The sequence below is a fragment of the Phocoenobacter atlanticus subsp. cyclopteri genome (assembly GCF_018343795.1).
Classification (GTDB): domain Bacteria; phylum Pseudomonadota; class Gammaproteobacteria; order Enterobacterales; family Pasteurellaceae; genus Phocoenobacter; species Phocoenobacter atlanticus.
In genome coordinates, this window is record NZ_CP074346.1 from 1,554,180 (window position 1) to 1,575,934 (window position 21,755).

27 protein-coding genes and 4 tRNA genes are annotated in these 21,755 nt (G+C 35.6%); 11 read left to right on the plus strand and 20 right to left on the minus strand.

Translation table 11 applies throughout. From position 1 onward, the window contains the following. The 10 genes from KGI96_RS07425 to KGI96_RS07470 form a co-directional block, all read right to left on the minus strand. Window positions 1–495 (minus strand): phage tail protein, encoded by a 495-nt coding sequence (locus KGI96_RS07425; RefSeq protein WP_211597585.1) that lies wholly within the window; start codon window positions 493–495, stop codon window positions 1–3. Beyond that, on the minus strand, window positions 495–713 hold the full coding sequence (locus KGI96_RS07430; protein WP_211597584.1) for a TraR/DksA family transcriptional regulator: 219 nt from the start codon (window positions 711–713) through the stop codon (window positions 495–497). The genes KGI96_RS07425 and KGI96_RS07430 overlap by 1 nt, the downstream gene beginning before the upstream one ends. After that, on the minus strand, window positions 713–997 hold the full coding sequence (gene lysC, locus KGI96_RS11265) for an Rz1-like lysis system protein LysC (RefSeq protein ID WP_213156412.1): 285 nt from the start codon (window positions 995–997) through the stop codon (window positions 713–715). The genes KGI96_RS07430 and lysC overlap by 1 nt, the downstream gene beginning before the upstream one ends. A 299-nt stretch (window positions 998–1,296) precedes the next feature. Continuing rightward, complete coding sequence (locus tag KGI96_RS07440; RefSeq protein WP_211597582.1) at window positions 1,297–1,821, minus strand: lysozyme; 525 nt, start codon at window positions 1,819–1,821, stop codon at window positions 1,297–1,299. After that, a complete protein-coding gene (locus KGI96_RS07445) occupies window positions 1,808–2,026 on the minus strand; it encodes an HP1 family phage holin (RefSeq protein WP_229577141.1) in 219 nt (72 codons plus the stop codon). Before KGI96_RS07445 ends, KGI96_RS07440 begins: the two co-directional genes overlap by 14 nt. 4 nt (window positions 2,027–2,030) lie before the next feature. After that, on the minus strand, window positions 2,031–2,240 hold the full coding sequence (locus KGI96_RS07450) for a tail protein X (RefSeq protein WP_211597581.1): 210 nt from the start codon (window positions 2,238–2,240) through the stop codon (window positions 2,031–2,033). Then, window positions 2,240–2,737 carry a head completion/stabilization protein gene (locus tag KGI96_RS07455; protein WP_211597580.1) on the minus strand — a complete coding sequence of 166 codons (498 nt, stop codon included), beginning with the start codon at window positions 2,735–2,737 and terminating at the stop codon, window positions 2,240–2,242. The genes KGI96_RS07450 and KGI96_RS07455 overlap by 1 nt, the downstream gene beginning before the upstream one ends. Before the next feature lie 97 nt (window positions 2,738–2,834). Further along, window positions 2,835–3,491, minus strand: a complete 657-nt coding sequence (gene gpM / locus KGI96_RS07460; protein WP_211597579.1) for a phage terminase small subunit — start codon at window positions 3,489–3,491, stop codon at window positions 2,835–2,837. 2 nt (window positions 3,492–3,493) lie between these two features. Then, complete coding sequence (locus KGI96_RS07465; RefSeq protein WP_211597578.1) at window positions 3,494–4,552, minus strand: phage major capsid protein, P2 family; 1,059 nt, start codon at window positions 4,550–4,552, stop codon at window positions 3,494–3,496. Window positions 4,553–4,566: 14 nt separating this feature from the next. Further along, window positions 4,567–5,391, minus strand: coding sequence for a GPO family capsid scaffolding protein (locus KGI96_RS07470; RefSeq protein ID WP_211597577.1), 825 nt, complete (start codon window positions 5,389–5,391; stop codon window positions 4,567–4,569). A 169-nt stretch (window positions 5,392–5,560) separates the two neighbouring features. On the opposite strand from KGI96_RS07470, the gene KGI96_RS07475 reads away from it, so the two are divergent. Together KGI96_RS07475 and KGI96_RS07480 are read left to right on the plus strand one after the other, a co-directional pair. Beyond that, window positions 5,561–7,330, plus strand: a complete 1,770-nt coding sequence (locus tag KGI96_RS07475) for a terminase large subunit domain-containing protein (protein WP_211597576.1) — start codon at window positions 5,561–5,563, stop codon at window positions 7,328–7,330. A gap of 11 nt (window positions 7,331–7,341) precedes the next feature. Continuing rightward, the gene (locus KGI96_RS07480; protein ID WP_229577144.1) at window positions 7,342–8,397 is read left to right on the plus strand and encodes a phage portal protein; all 1,056 of its coding nucleotides are present in this window, start codon (window positions 7,342–7,344) and stop codon (window positions 8,395–8,397) included. A 657-nt stretch (window positions 8,398–9,054) separates the two neighbouring features. Here the strand turns inward: KGI96_RS07480 and pflA are convergent. After that, entirely contained in the window at window positions 9,055–9,792 is a 738-nt protein-coding gene (gene pflA / locus KGI96_RS07485; protein WP_211597575.1) for a pyruvate formate lyase 1-activating protein, read from the minus strand. Between the two features lie 133 nt (window positions 9,793–9,925). Here pflA and lpxH point away from each other — a divergent pair, with 133 nt between their 5' ends. Then, window positions 9,926–10,660 carry a UDP-2,3-diacylglucosamine diphosphatase gene (lpxH, locus tag KGI96_RS07490; protein ID WP_211597574.1) on the plus strand — a complete coding sequence of 245 codons (735 nt, stop codon included), beginning with the start codon at window positions 9,926–9,928 and terminating at the stop codon, window positions 10,658–10,660. A gap of 105 nt (window positions 10,661–10,765) precedes the next feature. On the opposite strand, the gene tuf is transcribed toward lpxH, so the two are convergent. The 5 genes from tuf to KGI96_RS07515 form a co-directional block, all read right to left on the minus strand. Then, a complete protein-coding gene (tuf, locus tag KGI96_RS07495; protein ID WP_213156414.1) occupies window positions 10,766–11,950 on the minus strand; it encodes an elongation factor Tu in 1,185 nt (394 codons plus the stop codon). 119 nt (window positions 11,951–12,069) lie between these two features. Next, window positions 12,070–12,145, minus strand: a tRNA-Thr gene (locus tag KGI96_RS07500). A gap of 5 nt (window positions 12,146–12,150) precedes the next feature. After that, window positions 12,151–12,225 (minus strand) — tRNA-Gly (locus KGI96_RS07505). A 37-nt stretch (window positions 12,226–12,262) separates the two neighbouring features. Continuing rightward, window positions 12,263–12,347 (minus strand) — tRNA-Tyr (locus KGI96_RS07510). A gap of 29 nt (window positions 12,348–12,376) precedes the next feature. Then, window positions 12,377–12,452 (minus strand) — tRNA-Thr (locus KGI96_RS07515). 221 nt (window positions 12,453–12,673) lie between these two features. On the opposite strand from KGI96_RS07515, the gene coaA reads away from it, so the two are divergent. Next, a complete protein-coding gene (gene coaA / locus KGI96_RS07520) occupies window positions 12,674–13,612 on the plus strand; it encodes a type I pantothenate kinase (protein ID WP_249111410.1) in 939 nt (312 codons plus the stop codon). 73 nt (window positions 13,613–13,685) lie between these two features. Here coaA and KGI96_RS07525 read toward each other — a convergent pair whose 3' ends face one another. The 4 genes from KGI96_RS07525 to KGI96_RS07540 form a co-directional block, all read right to left on the minus strand. Beyond that, complete coding sequence (locus tag KGI96_RS07525; protein ID WP_211597573.1) at window positions 13,686–15,122, minus strand: surface lipoprotein assembly modifier; 1,437 nt, start codon at window positions 15,120–15,122, stop codon at window positions 13,686–13,688. 115 nt (window positions 15,123–15,237) lie between these two features. Next, window positions 15,238–16,065 (minus strand): transferrin-binding protein-like solute binding protein, encoded by an 828-nt coding sequence (locus KGI96_RS07530; protein WP_211597572.1) that lies wholly within the window; start codon window positions 16,063–16,065, stop codon window positions 15,238–15,240. Between the two features lie 187 nt (window positions 16,066–16,252). After that, a complete protein-coding gene (locus tag KGI96_RS11270) occupies window positions 16,253–16,444 on the minus strand; it encodes a transferrin-binding protein-like solute binding protein (RefSeq protein ID WP_211597666.1) in 192 nt (63 codons plus the stop codon). Continuing rightward, window positions 16,405–16,977: a hypothetical protein gene (locus tag KGI96_RS07540; protein WP_211597571.1), complete on the minus strand. Its 573-nt coding sequence runs from the start codon at window positions 16,975–16,977 to the stop codon at window positions 16,405–16,407. Before KGI96_RS07540 ends, KGI96_RS11270 begins: the two co-directional genes overlap by 40 nt. Window positions 16,978–17,210: 233 nt before the next feature. Between KGI96_RS07540 and glnB the strand changes: the two genes are divergently transcribed. Genes glnB through mltC form a run of 7 tightly spaced genes read left to right on the plus strand, consistent with a single transcriptional unit; the run spans window position 17,211 to window position 21,721 of the window. Next, window positions 17,211–17,549 carry a nitrogen regulatory protein P-II gene (gene glnB / locus KGI96_RS07545; RefSeq protein WP_211597570.1) on the plus strand — a complete coding sequence of 113 codons (339 nt, stop codon included), beginning with the start codon at window positions 17,211–17,213 and terminating at the stop codon, window positions 17,547–17,549. 12 nt (window positions 17,550–17,561) lie between these two features. Beyond that, entirely contained in the window at window positions 17,562–18,053 is a 492-nt protein-coding gene (lspA, locus tag KGI96_RS07550; RefSeq protein ID WP_211597665.1) for a signal peptidase II, read from the plus strand. Next, window positions 18,054–18,998, plus strand: coding sequence for a 4-hydroxy-3-methylbut-2-enyl diphosphate reductase (ispH, locus tag KGI96_RS07555; protein ID WP_211597569.1), 945 nt, complete (start codon window positions 18,054–18,056; stop codon window positions 18,996–18,998). After that, window positions 18,995–19,243, plus strand: coding sequence for an FAD assembly factor SdhE (locus KGI96_RS07560; protein WP_211597664.1), 249 nt, complete (start codon window positions 18,995–18,997; stop codon window positions 19,241–19,243). The genes ispH and KGI96_RS07560 overlap by 4 nt, the downstream gene beginning before the upstream one ends. Window positions 19,244–19,268: 25 nt before the next feature. After that, entirely contained in the window at window positions 19,269–20,363 is a 1,095-nt protein-coding gene (mutY, locus tag KGI96_RS07565) for an A/G-specific adenine glycosylase (RefSeq protein WP_211597568.1), read from the plus strand. A 14-nt stretch (window positions 20,364–20,377) separates the two neighbouring features. After that, a complete protein-coding gene (locus KGI96_RS07570; protein ID WP_211597567.1) occupies window positions 20,378–20,650 on the plus strand; it encodes an oxidative damage protection protein in 273 nt (90 codons plus the stop codon). Beyond that, window positions 20,651–21,721, plus strand: a complete 1,071-nt coding sequence (gene mltC / locus KGI96_RS07575; protein ID WP_211597566.1) for a membrane-bound lytic murein transglycosylase MltC — start codon at window positions 20,651–20,653, stop codon at window positions 21,719–21,721. Window positions 21,722–21,755 lie beyond the last annotated feature (34 nt).

The window sequence follows — 21,755 nt, forward strand, 5'->3', positions numbered from 1 at the left end:
TCATTGTTTGTCGTTACTATCAAACTGTTTATCATATTTATTTTTATCTTGTTCATTTCTGACATAAATCTGTATGCGTTCTATTTCCTGCCATTCTGTCGGTTGTGGCTCTTCAGCGTGTTTGATTTGATACGCATTGTTTTCGACACTGACAATCACTCGTTCAGAAAGCGGAATAGTAATTGATAAGTCGTATGTTTCGTTATTATTTGGATCTGCTTCAAACTTAACATCTTGCTGTTTATTAGGATTAAGTACTAATTCTGCTTGTTCAACTTTTATAAATTCTTGCACAGCAAGAAAAATTAGATCAGGAGAGTCAGGAAAGTCTTCAATAATAATTTCTAAATCATAATGATATTGCCAGCTTAAACTTGTTGCCCCTGTGCTGTGAATATATCCATTGGCATAGAACAACTGTAAGGCGTCGGGGTTTTGTTTAAAATATGGGATACGCTTGCTTAATAGCTTTCTTAGTCTGTCAGGCTTATACATTATCTTTTCCAGTGTTTGTTTTTTGCTTCAAAAATTTCTTGGCAATTTACACAACGGCATACGCCTTTAATTGCTTCTCTTCGTTTTTCAGGGATTTCAATATCACAATCTTCACAGAAATGCGTAGAGACAAGGCACGCCTTGTCTTTGTGTTTTTTTAATGCGTTTTTATTTAGTAAATCTTGTAATTCTTGTGCTTTATCTATTGCGTCACTCATTATTGTTCTCTTAAACTATTGTTATAATTTGCAATACATTGATTGATTGCGTTTAATCTGATTTCGCATAAACTGATTGTATTCATCAGCTTTTCAACTCCCATTACCAAATTTTTATTTGTTTTGAATTTTATTAGTGGCATTCGGCAAATTGGAGTTTGAGGGCAAATTACGGGTATTTGTTTTACTTTGCTGACTTCTGTAATTGCTGTTTTTTGTGTTGAGCAAGCGACTAACATCAGCAGGGATAACGCTATTACTCCAATTTTTATTTTGCTTTTCATTTAGTACCTCTTTTAATCTTGCTTGCTGTTGTTCTTGCTCATCAAGTTTACTTAGTATCTGTTGTGATAACGCTTGATTTTGTTGTTGAAACTGTTCCAACATTTCGATATTTTGTATATTACGCTGTGCTAGCTGTTGATTTGCTTCTGCGTAGTGATCTGCTTTTTGTTGTGCTAATTCTGTTTGTGCTTGATGTTTTTTTACTGATTGTTGTAAGTTTTTAATATAAATCATCTGAGAGATTAATATAAAAAGCACACCTATTTTTAAGAAAATCTTGATATTTGTTAGCCACATCTTAACCCCCTAAGCACAATGCTTTTTCTTTTGCTCTGCGTTTGATTAATCCTTTTAATTTACGTCCGCCTGCATACACCCAGCGAGGGAATTGGACGCACATTTTGGGGCTGTAGCCCTGCTTAGCTAATCGAAAAAGTGTGGATTTTTTCATTGTTCTGCAACCAACATTAAACGTAATAGAAACAAGGGAGTCATAAGCTCCTTGTGGCATTTCATCTCCGTTGGCATAGTCTTCTACACATTGTTGTGCGATGATTAAATCGTCTTTCCAACGCTCTGCAATTTCTTGTAATGAGTAAGTTTTATTGCGTTGAATTTTATGTCCGCTGTATTCTGTTGAGCCAATTCCTACTGTGAGATGGTTAGCTGGGCAAGTATAAGGTTTGGCTCTGCAACCCTCCGCATTGCCGATTACTTCTAAACCTTGTTTGCTTACTTTGATCTGCGGATATTGTGTTTTAACAATGCCGATTACTGTTATTACTGAGCAAACAATAGCCCCTGCTATTTTAATTTTTTTCATTTTCTTGTTTCCTTAGCTTCTGTATTTCTATTTCAAGTTCAAGTTTTCTATGCATATCTTCTTTGCGTTTATAGTGTAGATTGATTAGAAATGTCCCAAGTCCAAATAAAATACCAAAGATTGCACTCCAGTCATTAATTGTAAAACCACTTATTGCAGCGACTATAGATCCAAAAAATGACATATTTGCAGTTTTATCTGGCATAAAATTAACTCCATAATTGTATTGTTTGTTTTGTCGGTTTTTTAATTGCAACAGCGGGTAAAACCACATTTTGCCCCTCATTCAAAACTATATCGTTTGCAAGTTTAGGGTTTAATTCTAAACACTGTTCAACAATACACTGTTGCTGTTGTCCGAGATGTCTATAGACAACTATGTCCAACGTGTCGCCCTGCACTGCTTTTACTACTTTCATTAGATTAACTCCGCTGTTATTCTAATTTCGCCGAGAATATCTTTAATAGCGTATTGTGCGTCACGCCGTAATTCGTCCACACTTTGATTGAGTAACTCGCTTTTATTCTCGCCATCTCGTGTTAAATCGTAGCTTGAATAACGTTCATATAAATTTGCCACTGCATAGCAATAGACGGCTCTCTGGTAGCGTTGTTCCAGCACACTTTGTCCGTTAATTACTTCATCATCGGCTTCTGAAATTGTCGCAATATTATCTGCTTGACACTTTTGCCTAAACGCTCTTAAATCTTGATTAACAGTTGCCATTGCTTCAACTAATGCCATTAATAAACGTTGATTGGTTACAGTGCCGTCTATTCGCATTGAATTGCGAGCATTGAATAAAGAAATATCAGGAAAAAACTTATTATTTGTGATTACCTGATCTTCTTGTTGCTCTGTGCTATCAGTGTTTTGATATCTTTCATTAAAAGGAACTGAGATTACTTTGCTCATTCTAAAATCCTTAAAAAAATAGCAGGGTGGGGAAATCGTTCAAAATAATTAAATTATTCTTAGACTTCCGCCCTGCTTGGCTTCGAGGAATGCTCGGTTATTCGGTGTTGTCGGCTTTTTCTAGCTGTTTGCGTAGTTTTTTAATTTCGCCTTTTACACCGATATTGTTGTCTAATTGCAAGGCTCTTTCAAGCGTTGCTAGTGCTTGCTTTGGATCAGTATGTATTTGTTCAAGACCCAGTTCACGCAGTAATCTCGCTCGGCTTTCGTCGAAGATGTCACAATCTGCTGTTAAGCGTTGCACTTGCTCAAGATAACTGACTTCAAAGCGTTGGTTTGCACTATGTTTTTTCTTTGCTTTATCTGCAAATTCTTCAGCAAGCATAGTCGGTACTGTTCGTGAAAAGTTTGATGGCAATGCTAAATCTTGATGAATTGCATAATCTGCAATTTGCAGTGCAAGATGAAATTCATCACAGTCAATCGCCCAAACTTGCCACGTCATTAAGACGTGATCTTGCTTACCTGTGCCACCTGTCAACGCCCCCTCTATCCAAGGTAGAAATTCAGGCAGGATTTTCTTTTTAATTTCAGCCAGCTGTTCACGGGACTGAATATTACTGATTTCTTTTTTGTAGCGTGCGAGTAGATAAAGCATTTTTTCATACTCGGTGGCGTTTTCTAGGTGTTCTAGTTCCGCTTTACTTTCCTTTTCTGCACTCACTCGCAAAAAATGAGCTTGGGTTGGTCGCATAATTAACCGCCTACGCTCTCTGTTGGTTCAGTTTTTGGTTTATCTTCAAAAACAAGATTTTCAATTAACGCCACACAATCAAGGTTTTCAACCACAAAGGCATCATTTGATGACATATAATCTTCAATGCGATCAAACTTCACATTATCAATAATTGCTCGGCGATTTTTACCGTTTTGATAATAGATAGAAAGGTTATCAAGACGCGTAATTAAAATGGTATTTTTAGGGAATGACGGTACACGCACCGCTTGTAATCCCCCAACACGTTTTTGGCTGATAATAATATCCGCAGCCATTCTTTCTGTCGGCTGTTCAATATCATTGACTAATGGGAAATATTTATCAGCTAATAAATCACGCCCCATAATTGCGACAAGCTCGGTATCTTCTTGGTGCCACGTTGCAATAAAATCATTGACCGCAGAATAAACAACGGCGTCAAGGTTTTGGTAAGTTTGCCCTTTACCCACTTTAATTACACTCGTTCCCTGTGTTTCTTCTTTGAAATGACGTTCAGGGGCGTCGTCACGGATTTGTTGTAACCAACCTTTTTGCACGTCCTGTAACAGAGGGTTAGTTGTACGATTTGACGTTTTAGAATGGCTTGTTCCATTAAAACCAATCATAATACGGTCTAAGGCAATTCGCTTAGTTTTTAAGTCAGCAATGCGTTTTTTAAAATCAGGGAATTTCGCCCATAAATCTAACTGACCGTAAGTGATATGGGTATCATAATTGATTTGTTTACAGTGATATTGACGTGAATCCATATTTGTTAAATCTTGGGTTTCACGTCCTGTTTTCGATGTTGAAGTGTCTGTTGTGCTTGCTAATGTGCCTGCAATCCCTAAACCCAGTAATTCGCCTGACATTTCATCAACAGGAACAATGTTAATTTTTGATAAAAATTCTGATGATTCTTGTACTTTGGTTTCTAATTTTTGTTGAATACTTGGCTCAACAGTGAATTTGGTGCTAGTGTCGGCAAATGTAATACCATTTGCTTCCGCAACACATTGACGATAAGCATTCAGTTGTTCACGTGTAATATTATTCATTCGGTTATCCTTGATTAAAATTCAAAAGTGGTATCTTTTTCAGCACCTGTTACAACAGGACGAGTAAACTCCTGTTCAGGCTCTTTGCGTAATTGATTAAATGTATTTTGTAGCTTTTCATAAGCGGTCTGATTTTCTGTAAATTTTGCAGAAAGTGCTTCATTTTCACTTTTCAAACTTGCTAATTCTTCTGCTTGTTCATCCATTTTTTTACCTAAAAACTCAATGGCTTCTTGGTGATCAGCAAAAACTTGATTGTCGGTTTTTTCTTTCTTGGCAAATAAGTTTTTCAGTTTATCCAACACTTTAAATTCTTCTTTTTCTTCTGAAAATTCAAAGGCGGTCTCAATAGCAGCACTAAATAAGTTTTCAGGTCTTTCTTTTTTACTTTTAAAAGGATTATCAGTTGCTTTACTTGCAAAGGTAAGCATTTCAGTCCCTAAACTTGCAGGGTTATCCGTTACCGCTAAACCAACTAAATAAGCTTCACCTGAATCAGCAAAATTTGGATCAATTTCAACAGAAGTGTAGATTTTTTGACGCTCTTTATTGAGCTTTTTCAGCTCATCGGTTGGGTCAATCTGTGCCAGTAATTGCAATTTGCCCTCTTCATTTTCTGCGGTTTTTAAGGCAGTTACGTCACCGTAGCATTTTGAATGGGGTTCATCTTTATACATAAATCTGAACTTAATGTGTTCTAAGTTAATTCTTGCCCCTAGTTTATTTTTAGGGTCATAATTTTTCGCCATTTGCTCAATCCAGGTGCGATTGATTGTGCGTCCGTCTGTGGTTGCCCCCTCTGTTGCAACAACAAACCATTTTTGTGTTTTTTTCGGCATTGCGTTTTCCTGTTTCAGTAACATAAATTGAATTCTGCTAAATCTTGCCAATGTTATTTACTTTGTTCTATCCCTTTGGATTGTGAAAAAAGTTTTTACAAATCAAAGCGATATTTTTATTAAATGCCCTTTTCTACACTCTCTTAAAATAATTAACCTATTAAAGAGAATGGAACAAAACGACGAATTAGAAACGGCTGAAAAGAAACGCAAAGCTCAAGTGATGTTTTTTGCTGGCTATAAAATTTCAGAAATCGCAAAACAGTTGGATTTGCCTTATAACACGGTGGCAAGTTGGAAAAAACGAGAAAACTGGGAAGATAAAGCCCCTGTTGGGCGTGTGGAAATGGCGATTGAAAATCGCCTTTGTTTATTGATCCTAAAAGAAAATAAGACAGGGAGCGATTTCAAGGAAATTGATTTATTACGCCGTCAAATGGAAGGTGTCGCCAGAATTAAAAAATATTCTTATGGCGAAGGCAATGAAACGGATTTAAACCCTAAACTAAAACGCCGTAATCAAAATGTTGAGAACCGTAAAACAGGCGATAAAAATCCAATTTCAGAAGAACAAAAAACGCTGTTGATTACTGAATTTGATAAGACGATGTTTGATTATCAAAAAATGTGGTACACAGCTGGGCTGACTAACCGCATTCGCACCATTTTGAAATCTCGTCAAATCGGTGCAACTTACTATTTTGCCCACGAAGCATTTGTGGACGCACTGAAAACAGGGCGTAATCAAATCTTTTTATCTGCCAGTAAAAAGCAAGCATTGATGTTCCGTTCTTATATTACCGCTTATGCAAGACGTGTGGCAGATGTGGAACTGAAAGGCGAAACGATTTTATTACCTAATGGGGCAGAGTTGTATTTCTTAGGCACGAACTCAGCCACCGCCCAAAGTTATCACGGAAATTTATATTTTGATGAAATCTTTTGGGTACCGAAATTTGATGAAATGCGAAAAGTAGCGAGTGCGATGGCATCACAAAAGCAATATCGCCAAACTTACTTTTCAACCCCAACCACCAAAGCCCACCCTGCCTATGCGTTTTGGAGTGGTAAAGCATTTAATAAAGGACGTGCCAAAGCTGACCGAGTGAATATCAATATTTCTCACGAACATTTAATGTACGGTAAATTATGCCCTGACCGTCAATGGCGACAAATTGTGAATATTTATGATGCGGAGCGTGGAGGCTGTAATCTTTTCAATATTGAAGATTTGAAATTCGAGAATTCGGAAGAAGAATTTAATCAGCTATTTATGTGTGAATTTATGGACGATAACCTGAGCGTCTTTAAATACAAAGAGTTAGAAAATTGCCAAGTCTGTTCAATGACAGAATGGACGGATTATAAACCTTTTGAAGGTTACGCTCGCCCATTTGGCAATCGTGAAGTGTGGCTCGGTTATGATCCAGCATTTACTGGCGATAGAGCAGCACTGGCGTTAATTGCACCGCCGAAAGTAGAAGGGGGCGAATATCGAATATTGCACACGCAAACCTATCATTCAGAAGATTACGAACAACAAGCTAAACATATTAAGCATTATTGCGAAAGCTACAACATCACAAAAATCACGATTGACGCAACAGGTATGGGGACAGGGGTATATCAAGAAGTGCTTAAATTCCGTCCTGATGCCGTCGGTTTATCTTATAACCCTAAATTAAAAAATGAAATGGTGTTGAAGGCTCGTAACTTAATTCAAAAACGCAGTTTAAAATTTGATAGCCAAGTCATTCCAATTAGCTTTATGACTATCAAACGCCAACCGACCCGCAGTGGTACGAAAATGACCTATGTATCTGACCGTTCGGAAGATGCTAGTCACGGCGATATTGCTTGGGCAATTATGCACGCCCTTTTAAATGTACCATTTGGCGAAACGGCAACATCAAGCCGTGTCACAATTTCTGCTTACTAACAGGATCAACAATGAAAAAATCTAAAAAATTTGCAAAAAATCACAGAAAAACGACCGCTTGTGAAAGTGTACAAACCTTTTCTTTTAGCTTGGGCGAACCAACCCCAATGCTTGATCGTGCGGATATTCTCAATTATTTTGAAAGCGTGTTAATGCACGATAAATATTATGAACCGCCGATTAGTTTTAATAGCTTGGCAAAATTACGAGGGGCGTCCACTCATCACGAAAGTGCGATTGATGTGAAGAAAAATATTTTACTTAGCACTATTACTACAACCGACCTTTTAAGCTACACCCAACTTGAAAAATTTGTGCAGGACTTTTTATTTTTTGGCAATGCTTATTTGCAAGTACAACGTAATAAATTAGGCGAACCGCTGAAAGTTACTGCACCGCTTGCGAAATATGTGCGTGTGGGTGTTGAGCAAGGGAAATATTATCAAGTGGTGAATGGCGTTGATGATTATGAATTTCCTGATGATAGTATTTTTCACTTATATCAACCTGACTTAAATCAAGAAGTTTATGGTATGCCGTCTTATTTGGGAGCATTGCAATCCCTGTTACTCAATAAAAGTGCGACATTGTTCCGCCGTAAATATTATGTGAATGGAGCTCACGCGGGTTCAATTATTTATGTAAATGACGCAGGAATAGGAACAGATGAAGGGAAACGAATCAAGAAACAATTAGAGCAAGCGAAAGGTAAAGGGAATTTTAAAAATCTATTTGTTCACGCCCCAGCAGGAAAGGACGGCGGAATTAAAGTCATTCCATTATCTGACGCAGTGGGTAAAGATGAATTTTTAAATATCAAGAACACCAGTCGAGATGATATTTTAGCCGCCCACCGAGTTCCACCGCAACTAATGGGAATAATCCCAACCAACACGGGGGGATTTGGGGACGTAGAAAAAGCAGCGAAAGTCTTTTTTATCAACGAGATTAAATTACTGCAACGCCGACTAAAAGAAATCAACACTTGGCTCGGGCGAGAAGTGATCACTTTTGAAGAATATGAGTTGCTAGAAAGAATAGAAAGCAAAGACAACAAGAAAGAATAATCCGATCCTTACAGAGAAAATACAGTGCGACAAGGTGCTGTATTTTTTTATGCTTAAAAACTGCATAATTATTCTTTTGAAAAAATAGGCAAGGCTTAGTGTTGTTATGCGAAAATAGACGTCTAGAACGCTAAAATCACATCATTTAAACGTCTAGAAGTCCAAAGCAAAGCGTATGGATGTTTAGACGTCTAAATGCAAAATTGGGCAATCATTCCCTCGCCACGCTTGCGCACCAAATCGTGCTTTTATTACGCAAATAATAAAAGGTGATCCTTTCAGGCTAGACGGGGCTTTGTTTAGATCTTTTTATCCTGAAAAAATTACGCATTTTTATGCAAATTTTGCATTATTTTCAAATATGTATATATTTATATAAGAATAATGGAAATTTCCATTAATTTTGTGGAAATTTACACAAATCAAGTAAGAAATAAAGCAAGCATAAGAAGTATAAACGATTGATAAAAGAAAATAGAGTTATTACAATATGTACGATTTATTGAACGTAGTATAGTTCAAAAGAATAGAAATATTTTTGTAGTATTCTTTGTAGTACGTATTAAATTAATACATAAATAAATTCTTATAAATCAATTACTAATGTACGAGAGATGAGTTCGGTCGGACCACTTTCACAAAATCTTTATACGATTATCAGAACTTCACAATATGACCATAACCAGTTAAAATTTTTTGAATGCGTTCTAGTTGTTCTTTCGTCGGTGGTTGCACATCGGAAAGTTCATAATCTTCGCCCATTGTTTTCCATTTATGTTCACCTAAACGATGATAAGGAAGTAATTCTACTTTTTCAATATTGTCCATTCCCTCAATAAATTGACCTAAACGGTGTACAGAATCATCATCATCGGTATAACCAGGTACAACAACATAGCGGATCCAAGTAGGCTTTTTCTTTTTGTATAAATATCGAGCAAATTCAAGTGTTCGCTTATTAGAAACACCAATTAAATTTTTATGAATATTATCATTAAGTTGTTTCAAATCTAATAACACTAAATCTGTGACTTCCAGCATTTCATCTACAACTTCATTATAATTTCGAACAAAACCATTAGTATCTAAACAAGTATTAATCCCTTCTTCTTTACAGGCTCGAAACCAATCTCGGACAAATTCCATCTGTAAGACAGCTTCACCGCCTGAAGCCGTTACTCCTCCTCCAGTTGCATTCATAAAATGCTTGTAGGTAACAACTTCTTTCATCAGTTCTTCAACAGTAATTTCTTTACCGCCGTGTAGATCCCAAGTATCACGGTTATGAAAATATTTACAACGCATCAAACAACCTTGTAAAAATAAAATAAAGCGAATTCCAGGTCCATCCACTGTGCCACAAGACTCAAAAGAGTGAATACGTGCTATTGTCATTTCTATTCCTTTTCAAAATAATAAGGTATCGTTTGTATTTTTTCTAATTTGTGCTATTTTAACAAAAATTCACTCATAACGGTGACTTTTTCAAAAAATTTTATAACTTTTCAATTTTTTTAATATAACCTATATGCATTATTATTTTATTTCGGATTTACATTTAAGTGAATCTCAACCAGAGATCACCCAACATTTTTTACAATTTTTAGAAAAAAAAGCACCGCTTGCCAAAGCGCTTTATATTTTAGGCGACCTATTTGATTTTTGGATTGGTGATGATGAACAATCTGAATTGATCACAACAATTACACAAGCACTGAATAACCTTGCTCAACAGGGAACAAAAAGCTACTTTATTTGTGGAAATCGTGATTTTCTTATTGGAAAGGATTTCGCAAAAAAATCAAAGATAACGCTATTGCCTGATTACCAATTAATTGATTTATTTGGTAAAAAAACCTTACTTTGTCACGGTGATACCTTATGTATTGATGATATTAACTACCAAAAGTTTCGTAAAACAGTCCATCGAAAATGGATTCAAAAATTATTCCTGTACTTACCATTAGGTTTACGTATTAATATTGCCAATAAAATTCGTAATAAAAGCCGTTTGGATAAACAATCTAAAGCTTATGAAATAATGGATGTGAATACACCTTTTACGACTAAAATTGTACAAAAATATCAAGCAGAATGGTTAATTCACGGACATACCCATAAACAAGATATTCATTATTGCAAATTTTCAAATAAATCTGACCGCTTGTTTACTCGTATTGTATTAGGTGATTGGCATAAGGATAGAATATCCATTCTAAAAGTAGATATAACAGGTTTTAAATTTGAGCATTCATTTTCGTAAATTTATATAAAAATCATACCGCTTCAAACCTAGAAATATAAATACAAAAAGGCGCATCTTCCGATACGCCTTCTTTTCGCATTTTACTATTTTAAATAAAACTAATTATTTAACAATTTTAGCAACAACACCCGCACCTACTGTACGTCCACCTTCACGGATAGCGAAGCGTAAACCTTCGTCCATTGCAATTGGGTGAATTAGGCTTACTACCATTTGAATGTTATCACCTGGCATTACCATTTCTACGCCTTCTGGTAATTCGATAGTACCAGTTACATCAGTTGTACGGAAATAGAACTGTGGACGGTAACCTTTAAAGAATGGCGTATGACGTCCACCTTCATCTTTACTTAATACATAAACTTCTGATGTGAAGTCTGTGTGTGGCGTGATTGAACCTGGTTTAGCAAGTACTTGACCACGTTCGATTTCTTCACGTTTTGTACCACGTAATAATGCACCTACGTTCTCACCAGCACGACCTTCGTCTAGTAATTTACGGAACATTTCAACACCCGTTACAACTGTTCTTGTTGTTTCTTTGATACCAACGATTTCTACTTCATCACCAGTACGAACCACACCACGCTCAACACGACCAGTTACTACTGTTCCACGACCTGAAATTGAGAATACATCTTCAATTGGTAATAGGAATGGTTGGTCAATTGCACGTTCTGGCTCTGGAATGTAGCTATCTAAATGGTCTGCTAATTCAAGGATTTTTTCTTCCCATTCTGCTTCGCCTTCTAACGCTTTTAACGCAGAACCACGTACGATTGGCGTGTCATCACCAGGGAAATCATAGTCAGAAAGAAGTTCACGTACTTCCATTTCAACTAATTCTAATAATTCTTCATCATCAACCATATCACATTTGTTTAAGAATACGATGATGTATGGAACACCTACTTGGCGACCTAAAAGGATGTGCTCACGAGTTTGTGGCATTGGACCATCAGTTGCAGCAACTACTAAGATAGCGCCGTCGATTTGTGCAGCACCAGTGATCATATTTTTCACATAGTCCGCGTGTCCTGGACAGTCAACGTGTGCATAGTGACGAGTTTCTGTATCATACTCAACGTGTGAAGTATTGATAGTGATACCACGCGCTTTTTCTTCTGGCGCATTATCTATTTGTGCAAAATCACGTGCTTCACCACCTGTTTTTTTAGCTAAAACAGTTGTGATTGCAGCAGTTAAAGTTGTTTTACCGTGGTCAACGTGGCCGATTGTTCCCACGTTTACGTGCGGTTTTGTACGTTCAAATTTCTGTTTAGACATTATAAAGTCCCTCTAAAACAAACACGGTTACAATGGTAGTCACCACATTAACCAAATAAAAATAAATTTGTTGAGTTTCTATTATAACACTAAAATAAGGAAAATAAAAATGGAAAAGATGGTGCTGATAGGCGGAGTCGAACCGCCGATCTCACCCTTACCAAGGGTGTGCTCTACCAACTGAGCTATATCAGCGACACTGGAGCGGGCAGCGGGAATCGAACCCGCGTCATCAGCTTGGAAGGCTGAGGTAATAGCCACTATACGATGCCCGCGGCTAAATTTTATCTGTCCTATTAGCGTAAATAGAAATGGTGGAGGGAGAAGGATTCGAACCTTCGAAGGCTGAGCCAACAGATTTACAGTCTGCCCCCTTTGGCCGCTCGGGAACCCCTCCAAAATATAGACTACTTATTTACGTAATAATGGTGCCGACTACCGGAATCGAACTGGTGACCTACTGATTACAAGTCAGTTGCTCTACCTACTGAGCTAAGTCGGCATTGCGTAAGCAAGTGGTGCGTATTATAGAAATTCTGACGAACTGTGCAAGTCTTTTTTTTAAAAAAATCCTTTTTTTTTGTTCTTTTGATTATTTACCGTTCAAAATGTTGCTTTATTGAGAGATTTTTCATCTTTTTACACTATTTTGTCACTTTATCCTGTAAAATCTCTGCCTAAATTTTGATAACCAAATTATCTATAATAGATTAATAAAAAATTATGCTTTCAAAAACAAATAGCAAGACAACACCTTTTTTAACATTTAATCGACAACAGTGGTCAGAATTAAGAAAATCTGTTCCCTTAAAATTAACAGAACAAGATTTAAAGCCACTACTGGGTTTTGATGAAGACTTGTCTTTAGATGAAGTAAGTACGATTTACTTGCCCTTAGCACGTTTGATTAACTATTATATTGATGAAAATATTCAACGTCAGGCAGTATTACATCGCTTCCTTGGTGTTTCTCCTCAAAAATTCCCTTATATTATCAGTCTAGCAGGAAGTGTTTCTGTTGGAAAAAGTACCTCTGCTCGTATTTTACAAGCGTTATTATCTCAATGGCCGAAAGAAAGAAAAGTCGATTTAATCACAACAGATGGTTTTTTATATCCTCTTGCAGAATTAACAGAAAAAAATTTACTAAATAAAAAAGGGTTTCCTGAGTCTTATAATACACAACGCTTAATTCAATTTGTTTCCGATGTAAAATCAGGGAAGCCTAATGTTACTGCGCCAGTTTATTCGCACCTTACTTACGATATCATCCCTGATCAATTTGAAACTGTCGATCAACCAGATATTTTGATCTTAGAAGGGCTTAATGTCTTACAAACCGGAATAAAATCTAATAATGTGTTTGTGTCTGATTTAGTAGATTTTGCTATTTATGTTGATGCAAAAGAAAAATATTTAAAAGAATGGTATATCAATCGTTTCTTAAAATTTAGACGTGGTGCTTTTGCTGATCCAAACTCTTATTTTCATCATTATTCTCAGCTCTCTGAACGAGAAGCCATTGAAACTGCGTCACAAATTTGGGATGAGATCAACGGATTAAATTTAAAGAAAAATATTTTACCTACGAGAGAAAGGGCAAATCTAATTTTAACCAAAGGTATAAACCATCAAGTTGAAACCGTTAAATTACGCAAATAATGATATATAAAGCGGTCAGATGTTGATTGAAATTTGCAAATTTTATCTAACATCTACCCGCTATATTGATAGTTTAAAATGATCTGGAAAACTCAATATTTACTTTACTGTCTTGAGTATTATATAAAAAATGATTACTGCTCGTCTTATTCCAAGATAGCACCAAACGAGGCGTCACACCAAGCCAGTGCCAATTACGATGCCATAGTGACACCTTTGCTGAATACTCTTTGTCAGAGCGTTTAATATTAAAAATATCTACACCTTTATAATCACGCTTTCCCAATGATAAAATCAACTTAGATGACAAACCACCTTGCCACTCTTGTCCTAAACCAATATAAGCTCCCTTACGAATAAAAGCGTCATCTTGATCTCGTGCTTGTTTATTATAAAGATTAATTCCCGCTAGCCAATATTGTTGTGAATTTCGCATAAAAAAGGCGGAAAGCCCCACAAATTGACGCTGACCATTTAAGTGTTTTCTGGTATCAAATTTTTCGTACTCCCACGACCAATTATTAGACAGTTTAAAACGTGGTGTAAATTGATAACTTTCAAATCCACTTGCTCCATAGCTAACAGAATAAGGATCCGTTGCATAAAAACGTTTTTTAGCAAAGGGTTGAATTTCAGTCGTAAATTTTGCTGTTTGATAGCCTATTCCTACCCCAAGTTGAGCGGAAACATCATCGTATTTATGGTTATTCCAAAATAAGTCACTATTCAAATCTAACTGCAAATTGCTATAAAAATTGCCTTTTAAATTAAAGCGTTTTGATGCACTTAAATCTAAATGTATGCCCTGTGCTTTTTCTGGTTGTGGTGTGGTTATTTTACCGCCTTTATAGTTAATTTCTCGCTCTTTGGGTGCATTGTTAATATTACGTTCATTGCGAACATAAAAATTAGCATTCCACTGCCAATCTTGTTCACGTTCAATGTTCATCATCATCTGACTAACCATTTTCTCCACATTAGGAGGCAAAGGTTCACTTTGTAATTTTTTAAGTTGATCGTAAGCGGTTTGCTTTTGCTGATTAGTGTATAATGCTGTCGCCAAATCTAAACGTACCACCGACATTTCAGGGTTACTTGCAATAATTTTACGATAATGATTGATTGCCTCATCAAACTGCCCGTTTGAGTGTGCTAAAAGTCCTTTTGCATAAGTGATCAATAATGGATAAGCATCAGCTAATTTTTGATAAATGGGTAATATAACCGAAAGCCCCTCTATCTGCTTAGTCAAAACCACACTTCGCATTGCCCGCTTTAATAAAGAAGGATTAGCCAGTAAGTTTTGTGCGTTTACTTTTACAGCATTACTCTTTTTTTGAGGCATTGAAGCGGTTGCTTTATGATCATTTTTTGCAAATTTATCAATTTTATCGATAACCTGAAGATCTGGATTAGTTTCAGACTTATAATCTGCGGGTGTATAATCTTTTGCTAGCATAGAGGTGGAAATGACGGAAAGGGTTAAAATACTCACTAGTGTTTTTTTCATTTAAATTCTTTTATTTAATTAAGCTTTTAATATCATTCATATCGTAGAGACGTAGCATACTACGTCTCTACAACAATGTTTTTTGGTAAATTTTGATATAAATCGTACCGCTTGGTTACGGTCTTTTAGCACCAAAAACCGCTCCTTCTTCTTTTTGCTTATTATAATAAATACCGCCCACTTCAGCTGCATTATCTCCAAAGAAGTTACCTTTTACATTTTGTCCTTCAAATTTATTACCTTTAATATTGGCACTAAAATGAATAGGTTGTGCTTTATCTTCTTCAGCCAAGAACTTATAATTTTGCCAATCAGACAATGTTCCTTTCAACGTTTTATTTCCAAAGTTGACATCGATCTTACTTTTACCTTTAGTAAGTGCTTCAGTTCCACCATAAGCATCACCTGTATAAGTCACGATACCTGCATCTGCGGTTGGCATATTTTGAGTGGCATAGCCTTGTACAAATATTCCAAATGTTTTTTGATCATCATCATGATCTGCTGGATTATTTGGATCATAATCAAAAACATCATGCACACCAAAACGCATATATTTATACGTATTACCACTTGTAACAGAACGTAAAACCTGACCCACTTTTACTGTATCCATTCCAGTCCCATCATAATAATCTGTATATTTTTCATCTCCATTAGGCTCTAATTGAATAGATACTGAATTGATTTGAATGTGGTTAATATCCTTATCTTTAGACAATCGGGTCATTTTTAACTCATAATCGTCATATTCGGTAATATCTCCAGCAGGATCTTTTGATTGCTTCTTAACAGGATTTTGTAAATCATAAGCGAATAAAACACCTTCAACCTTAGCAGATTTTATGTTATCAGCAGAACCACTGTTACTGTTACCGCCTCCACTACTACCACAAGCAGTTAAAACTAAAGATATCGCTGTTGTTAATATTAATTTTTTCATAATAAGCCCTATATTTAAAATAAACTAAAAAACTATCAGTGATTGTACAAAAATAACGAGTTTTATCAATAACTATTTAAAATAAATAAAGGGACAAACTCATTTATGGACAGACAATGACAAAACAAGGGAGCAAGCTCCCCTGTTAATTTATTTGGTAAATTTTGATATAAATCGTACCGCTTGGTTATTGTTTTTTAGCTCCAAAACTTGCTACGATATCACCATCTTTATAAACACCGCTTAACTCAGCTGCTTTTGAGCCATAAAATTGACCTTTACCTCTCCCTGAATCAACAGTAAATTGGTTTCCTGAAATTGTACCTTTTGCTGTTTTAATTACTTTATCCGAACCATCTGCAAAGGCATCAATCTTAATATTTTAAGTCCAAAATTTACATCGATATCAACGGTACCTGTTTCAAACTCCTTATTTTCATAGACAACAAAATCACCAAGATATTTAACCACTGCATTCTTCGTTGGCATATCACTTAATGCTGTCACCTTACCTTGGCTAAATCCAACTACATCAGCACCTTTTGGTGCTAAGATACCAAAACGTGTTTCAGCATATTTTGTACCACTCACAGACTTAGTTAAGGTATCACCATTAAAGCTACCACCACTGTTAGTAAGGAAACGTGCTACATTAAAACCATTAGGAATTAACATAATTGTTTTACCATTAAGCTCAAATTTATTTATATCTGCCTTAGAGATATCCTTTAGCACCACACCTTTTAGGGTTGTATCTTTCTTGGTCGTATCGTTATTAACGATTGGATTTGTCGTTTGTGTATCCTTTTTAGTATCAACTACTTTGTTGTTAGAATTACTTCCACCACTGCCACCACTTCCACAAGCAGTTAAAACCGTTGATATTGCAATTACTAATAATGTTTTTTTCATAATAAACCTCTGTTATTTTCTTAGATTAAAAATCGATCGGATTGTGCAAAAAAAACGATTTGGCAATAGTTACATAATAAATTTTTTAAAAATGTGATCGATACGTCAAAACAGAAATTATAATCTTATAGATTTCTCAACTACTTATATCTAAATTTGGTAAATTTTTATAAAAATCTGACCGCTTATGTATTATAATCCCTCCCATTAGCCACTAAATGAATGATAAGACGATGAAAAAAATAGAAGCAATAATCAAACCATTTAAACTTGATGATGTGCGTGAATCATTATCTGATATTGGAATTACAGGAATGACGGTGACCGAAGTAAAAGGATTTGGACGTCAAAAAGGACATACTGAGCTCTATCGTGGTGCAGAATATGCGATTGATTTTATGCCAAAAGTAAAGCTAGAAATTGTGGTAACCAATGATTTAGTTGAACCTTGCATTGAAGCTATTATTGAAACCGCACAGACTGGAAAAATTGGTGATGGTAAAATTTTTGTCTCCGAGATTGAGCGAGTCATCCGTATTCGTACCAGTGAAGAAAATGAAGAGGCTATTTAATTAATGAATAAAATAACAGAAAAATCAGGCGTTTATTGGCTTTGGTTAAGTGTAGTCGTACTTGTGGTTGATTTATTGACTAAATATTTAGTGGTAAAAAGTTTTGCACTTTATGAGAGCATCACTCTTTTACCTATCTTTAATTTAACTTATGTACGTAACACTGGGGCGGCGTTTAGCTTTTTAGCAGAACATTCAGGTTGGCAAAAATACGTTTTTATTAGTTTAGCGGTCATTATTTCTACGGTGTTGATCGTATTATTACGCAAAAATCGTTATTCACAAAAGCTTTCAAATAGTGCTTATGCGTTGATTATTGGTGGTGCATTAGCAAATGGAATTGATCGTTTATATAACGGCTATGTAGTTGATTTTTTAGATTTTTATTGGGATATTTATCATTATCCTGTTTTTAATATTGCCGATATTGGTATTGTGATGGGGGCGGGATTGTTGATCCTAGAAAGTTTTTTAGATGGAAAAAAACAGAAAAAGAGTGATTAAATGAAAATTTTATTAGCCAATCCTAGAGGCTTTTGTGCAGGGGTTGATCGTGCTATTTCTATTGTGGAATTAGCCTTAGAAATTCACGGTGCACCAATTTATGTACGTCACGAAGTGGTACATAATCGCTTTGTGGTGGAAGGATTAAAGCAGAAAGGGGCAATTTTTGTTGAGGAACTCGATGATGTACCTGATGATGCGATTGTGATTTTTTCCGCCCACGGTGTGTCTCAAGCAGTACGAAATGAAGCAAAAAGTCGTAATTTAAAAGTGTTTGATGCAACTTGTCCTTTAGTGACCAAAGTTCATATGCAAGTAGCAAGAGCAAGCCGAAAAGGGACGAAAGCGATTTTGATTGGACACGAGGGTCACCCCGAAGTAGAAGGCACAATGGGACAATATGATAATCAAGAGGGTGGAATTTATTTGGTTGAATCTGTCGAAGATGTCGCAAAATTATCTGTAAATGAAGATGACAGTTTGGCTTTTATGACTCAAACCACATTATCCATTGATGATACTATTGATGTAATTGAAGAATTAAAGCAAAAATATCCTGCAATTCAAGGTCCTCGTAAAAACGATATTTGTTATGCTACAACTAATCGTCAGCAGGCAGTACGAGATTTAGCACAACAATCACAACTGGTGTTAGTAGTGGGGTCTAAAAACTCTTCTAATTCTAACCGTTTAGCTGAATTAGCTTCTCGAATGGGAACACCTGCAAAATTAATTGATGGGGCAGAAGATATTGATCCCAATTGGCTTGAAAATGTGGAAACCATCGGTATTACCGCAGGGGCATCTGCACCAGAAGTGTTGGTACAATCCGTTGTTTCACATTTAAAATCTCTCGGTGCAAATACGATCAAAGAATTAGAGGGCTGTGAAGAAAATACTATTTTTGAAGTACCCAAAGAGCTTAGAATAAAAGAGGTAAAATAATGAGTTTTAATCGTTTTAGAATTGAGTGGGAATGCCGTCGTGGTATGCGTGAATTAGATGAAATGATAATGCCATTTTATAAAAATCATTTTGATAATTTGTCACAAGAACAACAAAATACCTTTGTGGAAATGTTGAAATTTACGGATCCTGAACTGTTTCGTTGGTTAATGAATCAAGAACAAGCACCACAGGAAGCAATGCAACAGATGGTTAAATTAATACAATCTAAGTTAGATACTTAGTTTTAGTTATTAAGTATTTATTCAAATGAAGTCAGATTTTTGTTTTGCAGAACCTGTATTGAAATGGTATCAGCAATACGGTCGCAAAAATTTACCTTGGCAACACAATAAGACGCTTTACAGTGTATGGCTTTCAGAAGTGATGTTACAACAAACTCAAGTTGCCACTGTTATCCCTTATTTTGAGCGATTTATTGCTCGCTTTCCCACCGTTGTTGACTTAGCGAATGCCAATATTGATGAGGTTTTGCATCTATGGACAGGGCTTGGTTATTACGCCAGAGCAAGAAATTTACACAAGGCAGCTGTTCAAATTCGAGATGAATTTGAAGGTCAGTTTCCTACTGATTTTAAGGATGTATTAGCATTATCAGGAATTGGAAGAAGTACGGCAGGTGCAATCTTATCTTCCGTTTTAGGAGAACCTCACCCCATTTTAGATGGTAATGTAAAGCGAGTGTTGGCTCGTTTTTTTATGGTTGAGGGCTGGAGTGGAAAAAAAGCGGTTGAAAATAAATTATGGGAACTTTCTACACAAATCACACCTAATAAAGGAGCGACTGATTTTAATCAAGCAATGATGGATTTAGGGGCAATGATTTGTACCCGAACTAAACCAAAGTGTCGCCTTTGTCCCGTAGAAAAGGATTGTAAGACAAATCAAATGCAACTTTGGGAGCAATATCCCACTAAAAAACCAAAGAAAGTATTACCTGAAAAACAGCGTTATTTTCTCATTTTAAAACAAGGTTCAAAAGTTTTATTGGAAAAAAGAGCAGATAAAGGGTTATGGGGAGGATTATTTGCTTTCCCTCAATTTAATACATTAACGGATCTTAAGCGGTCACTTTATGATAAAAATTTACACACTGTAATAGAACAACAGATTGCATTTCGTCATACATTTAGCCATTTTCATTTGGATATTATTCCCGTTTTGGTTAATTTAGATTTGCAAAAAAATCATCACATCATACCGCTTAAAGTGGCAGAAAAATCTGGAATTTATGGCGTAAATATATCTTTAAAGCAAGATTATTGGTATGATTTGGAAAATCCAAGCGAAGTAGGGTTGGCAACACCTATTAAACGAATTTTAAATGAATTAAAGAATAAATAAAAAGAGGTATAACAATGGCTCGTCAAGTATTTTGTGAGTACTTAAAAAAAGAAGCAGAAGGTCTTGATTTTCAGCTTTATCCGGGAGAATTAGGTCAACGGATTTTTAATTCAATTAGTAAGCAAGCGTGGTCTGAATGGATGAAAAAACAAACGATGTTAGTGAATGAAAAAAAATTGAATATGATGGATATTGAACATCGTAAATTATTAGAACAAGAGATGGTTAACTTTCTATTTGAAGGTAAAGATGTTCACATTGAAGGCTATGTTCCTGAGGATAACTAAATGAAAATAAAAAAGTTTTGTGCTTTTCTGATTATTCCCTTTTTAGTTGCTTGTGGAAGTTCAAATAAAAATAAGACGCAGATTTATACTAAAGATACACGTGGATTAGATATTTTAACTGGACAATTTTCACGTAATATCGATAAAATTTGGGGCGTAAATGAGTTACTTGTTGCCAGTAAAAAAGATTACGTTAAATATACCGACAGATTTTATACTCGTTCACATATTAGTTTTGATGATGGGCGTATTACAATTGAAACATTAGGTAATACAGCTCATTTACGAAATGCGATTATTCATACTCTTTTAATGGGTAATGATGCTTCTGGCATCGATCTTTTTGCTGCAGGAGATACGCCAATAAGTAGCAGCCCATTCTTACAAGAACAGGTAGTTGATCACTTAAATCATCCTGTAACAAATATAATAATAGCAAATAACTTTGCTACTTATTTATTACAGAATAAATTAAAGCAACGTCGTTTGAAAAATGGACGAACCGTGACTTATGTCACCATTATGATGATCGCAAATCATATAGAGGCTCGTGCAAGAAAATATCTTCCTATTATTCGTCAAGCATCTCAAACTTATGGTATTCAACCTAATTTAATTTTAGCCATTATGCGTACCGAATCAAGTTTTAACCCTTACGCTGTAAGTTATGCTAACGCAATTGGTTTAATGCAAGTTGTACCTCGTTCAGCTGGGCGTGATGTATTTGAACATAAAGGACAATGGGGAAAACCGAGTCGTGATTATCTCTATAATCCACAAAAGAATATTGATGCAGGAGTACACTATTTACACATTTTGAAAAATGAATATTTAGCTGGTATCACTCATCCCGTTTCAAAACGTTATGCAATGATTTCATCTTATAATAGTGGTGCAGGAGCGGTATTAAAAGTTTTTGATAGAAATAAGTCAGCTGCCATTGAAAGAATTAATCATTTATCTCCAAGTGCAGTATATCGAATTTTAACCACTGCACATCCATCTTCACAAGCGAGAAATTATTTATTAAAAGTAAATAAAGCGTATGAAGAATATAAAAAGGCAAGATAAAATATTGTTTTTTTATACAATTTGTATATAAAGC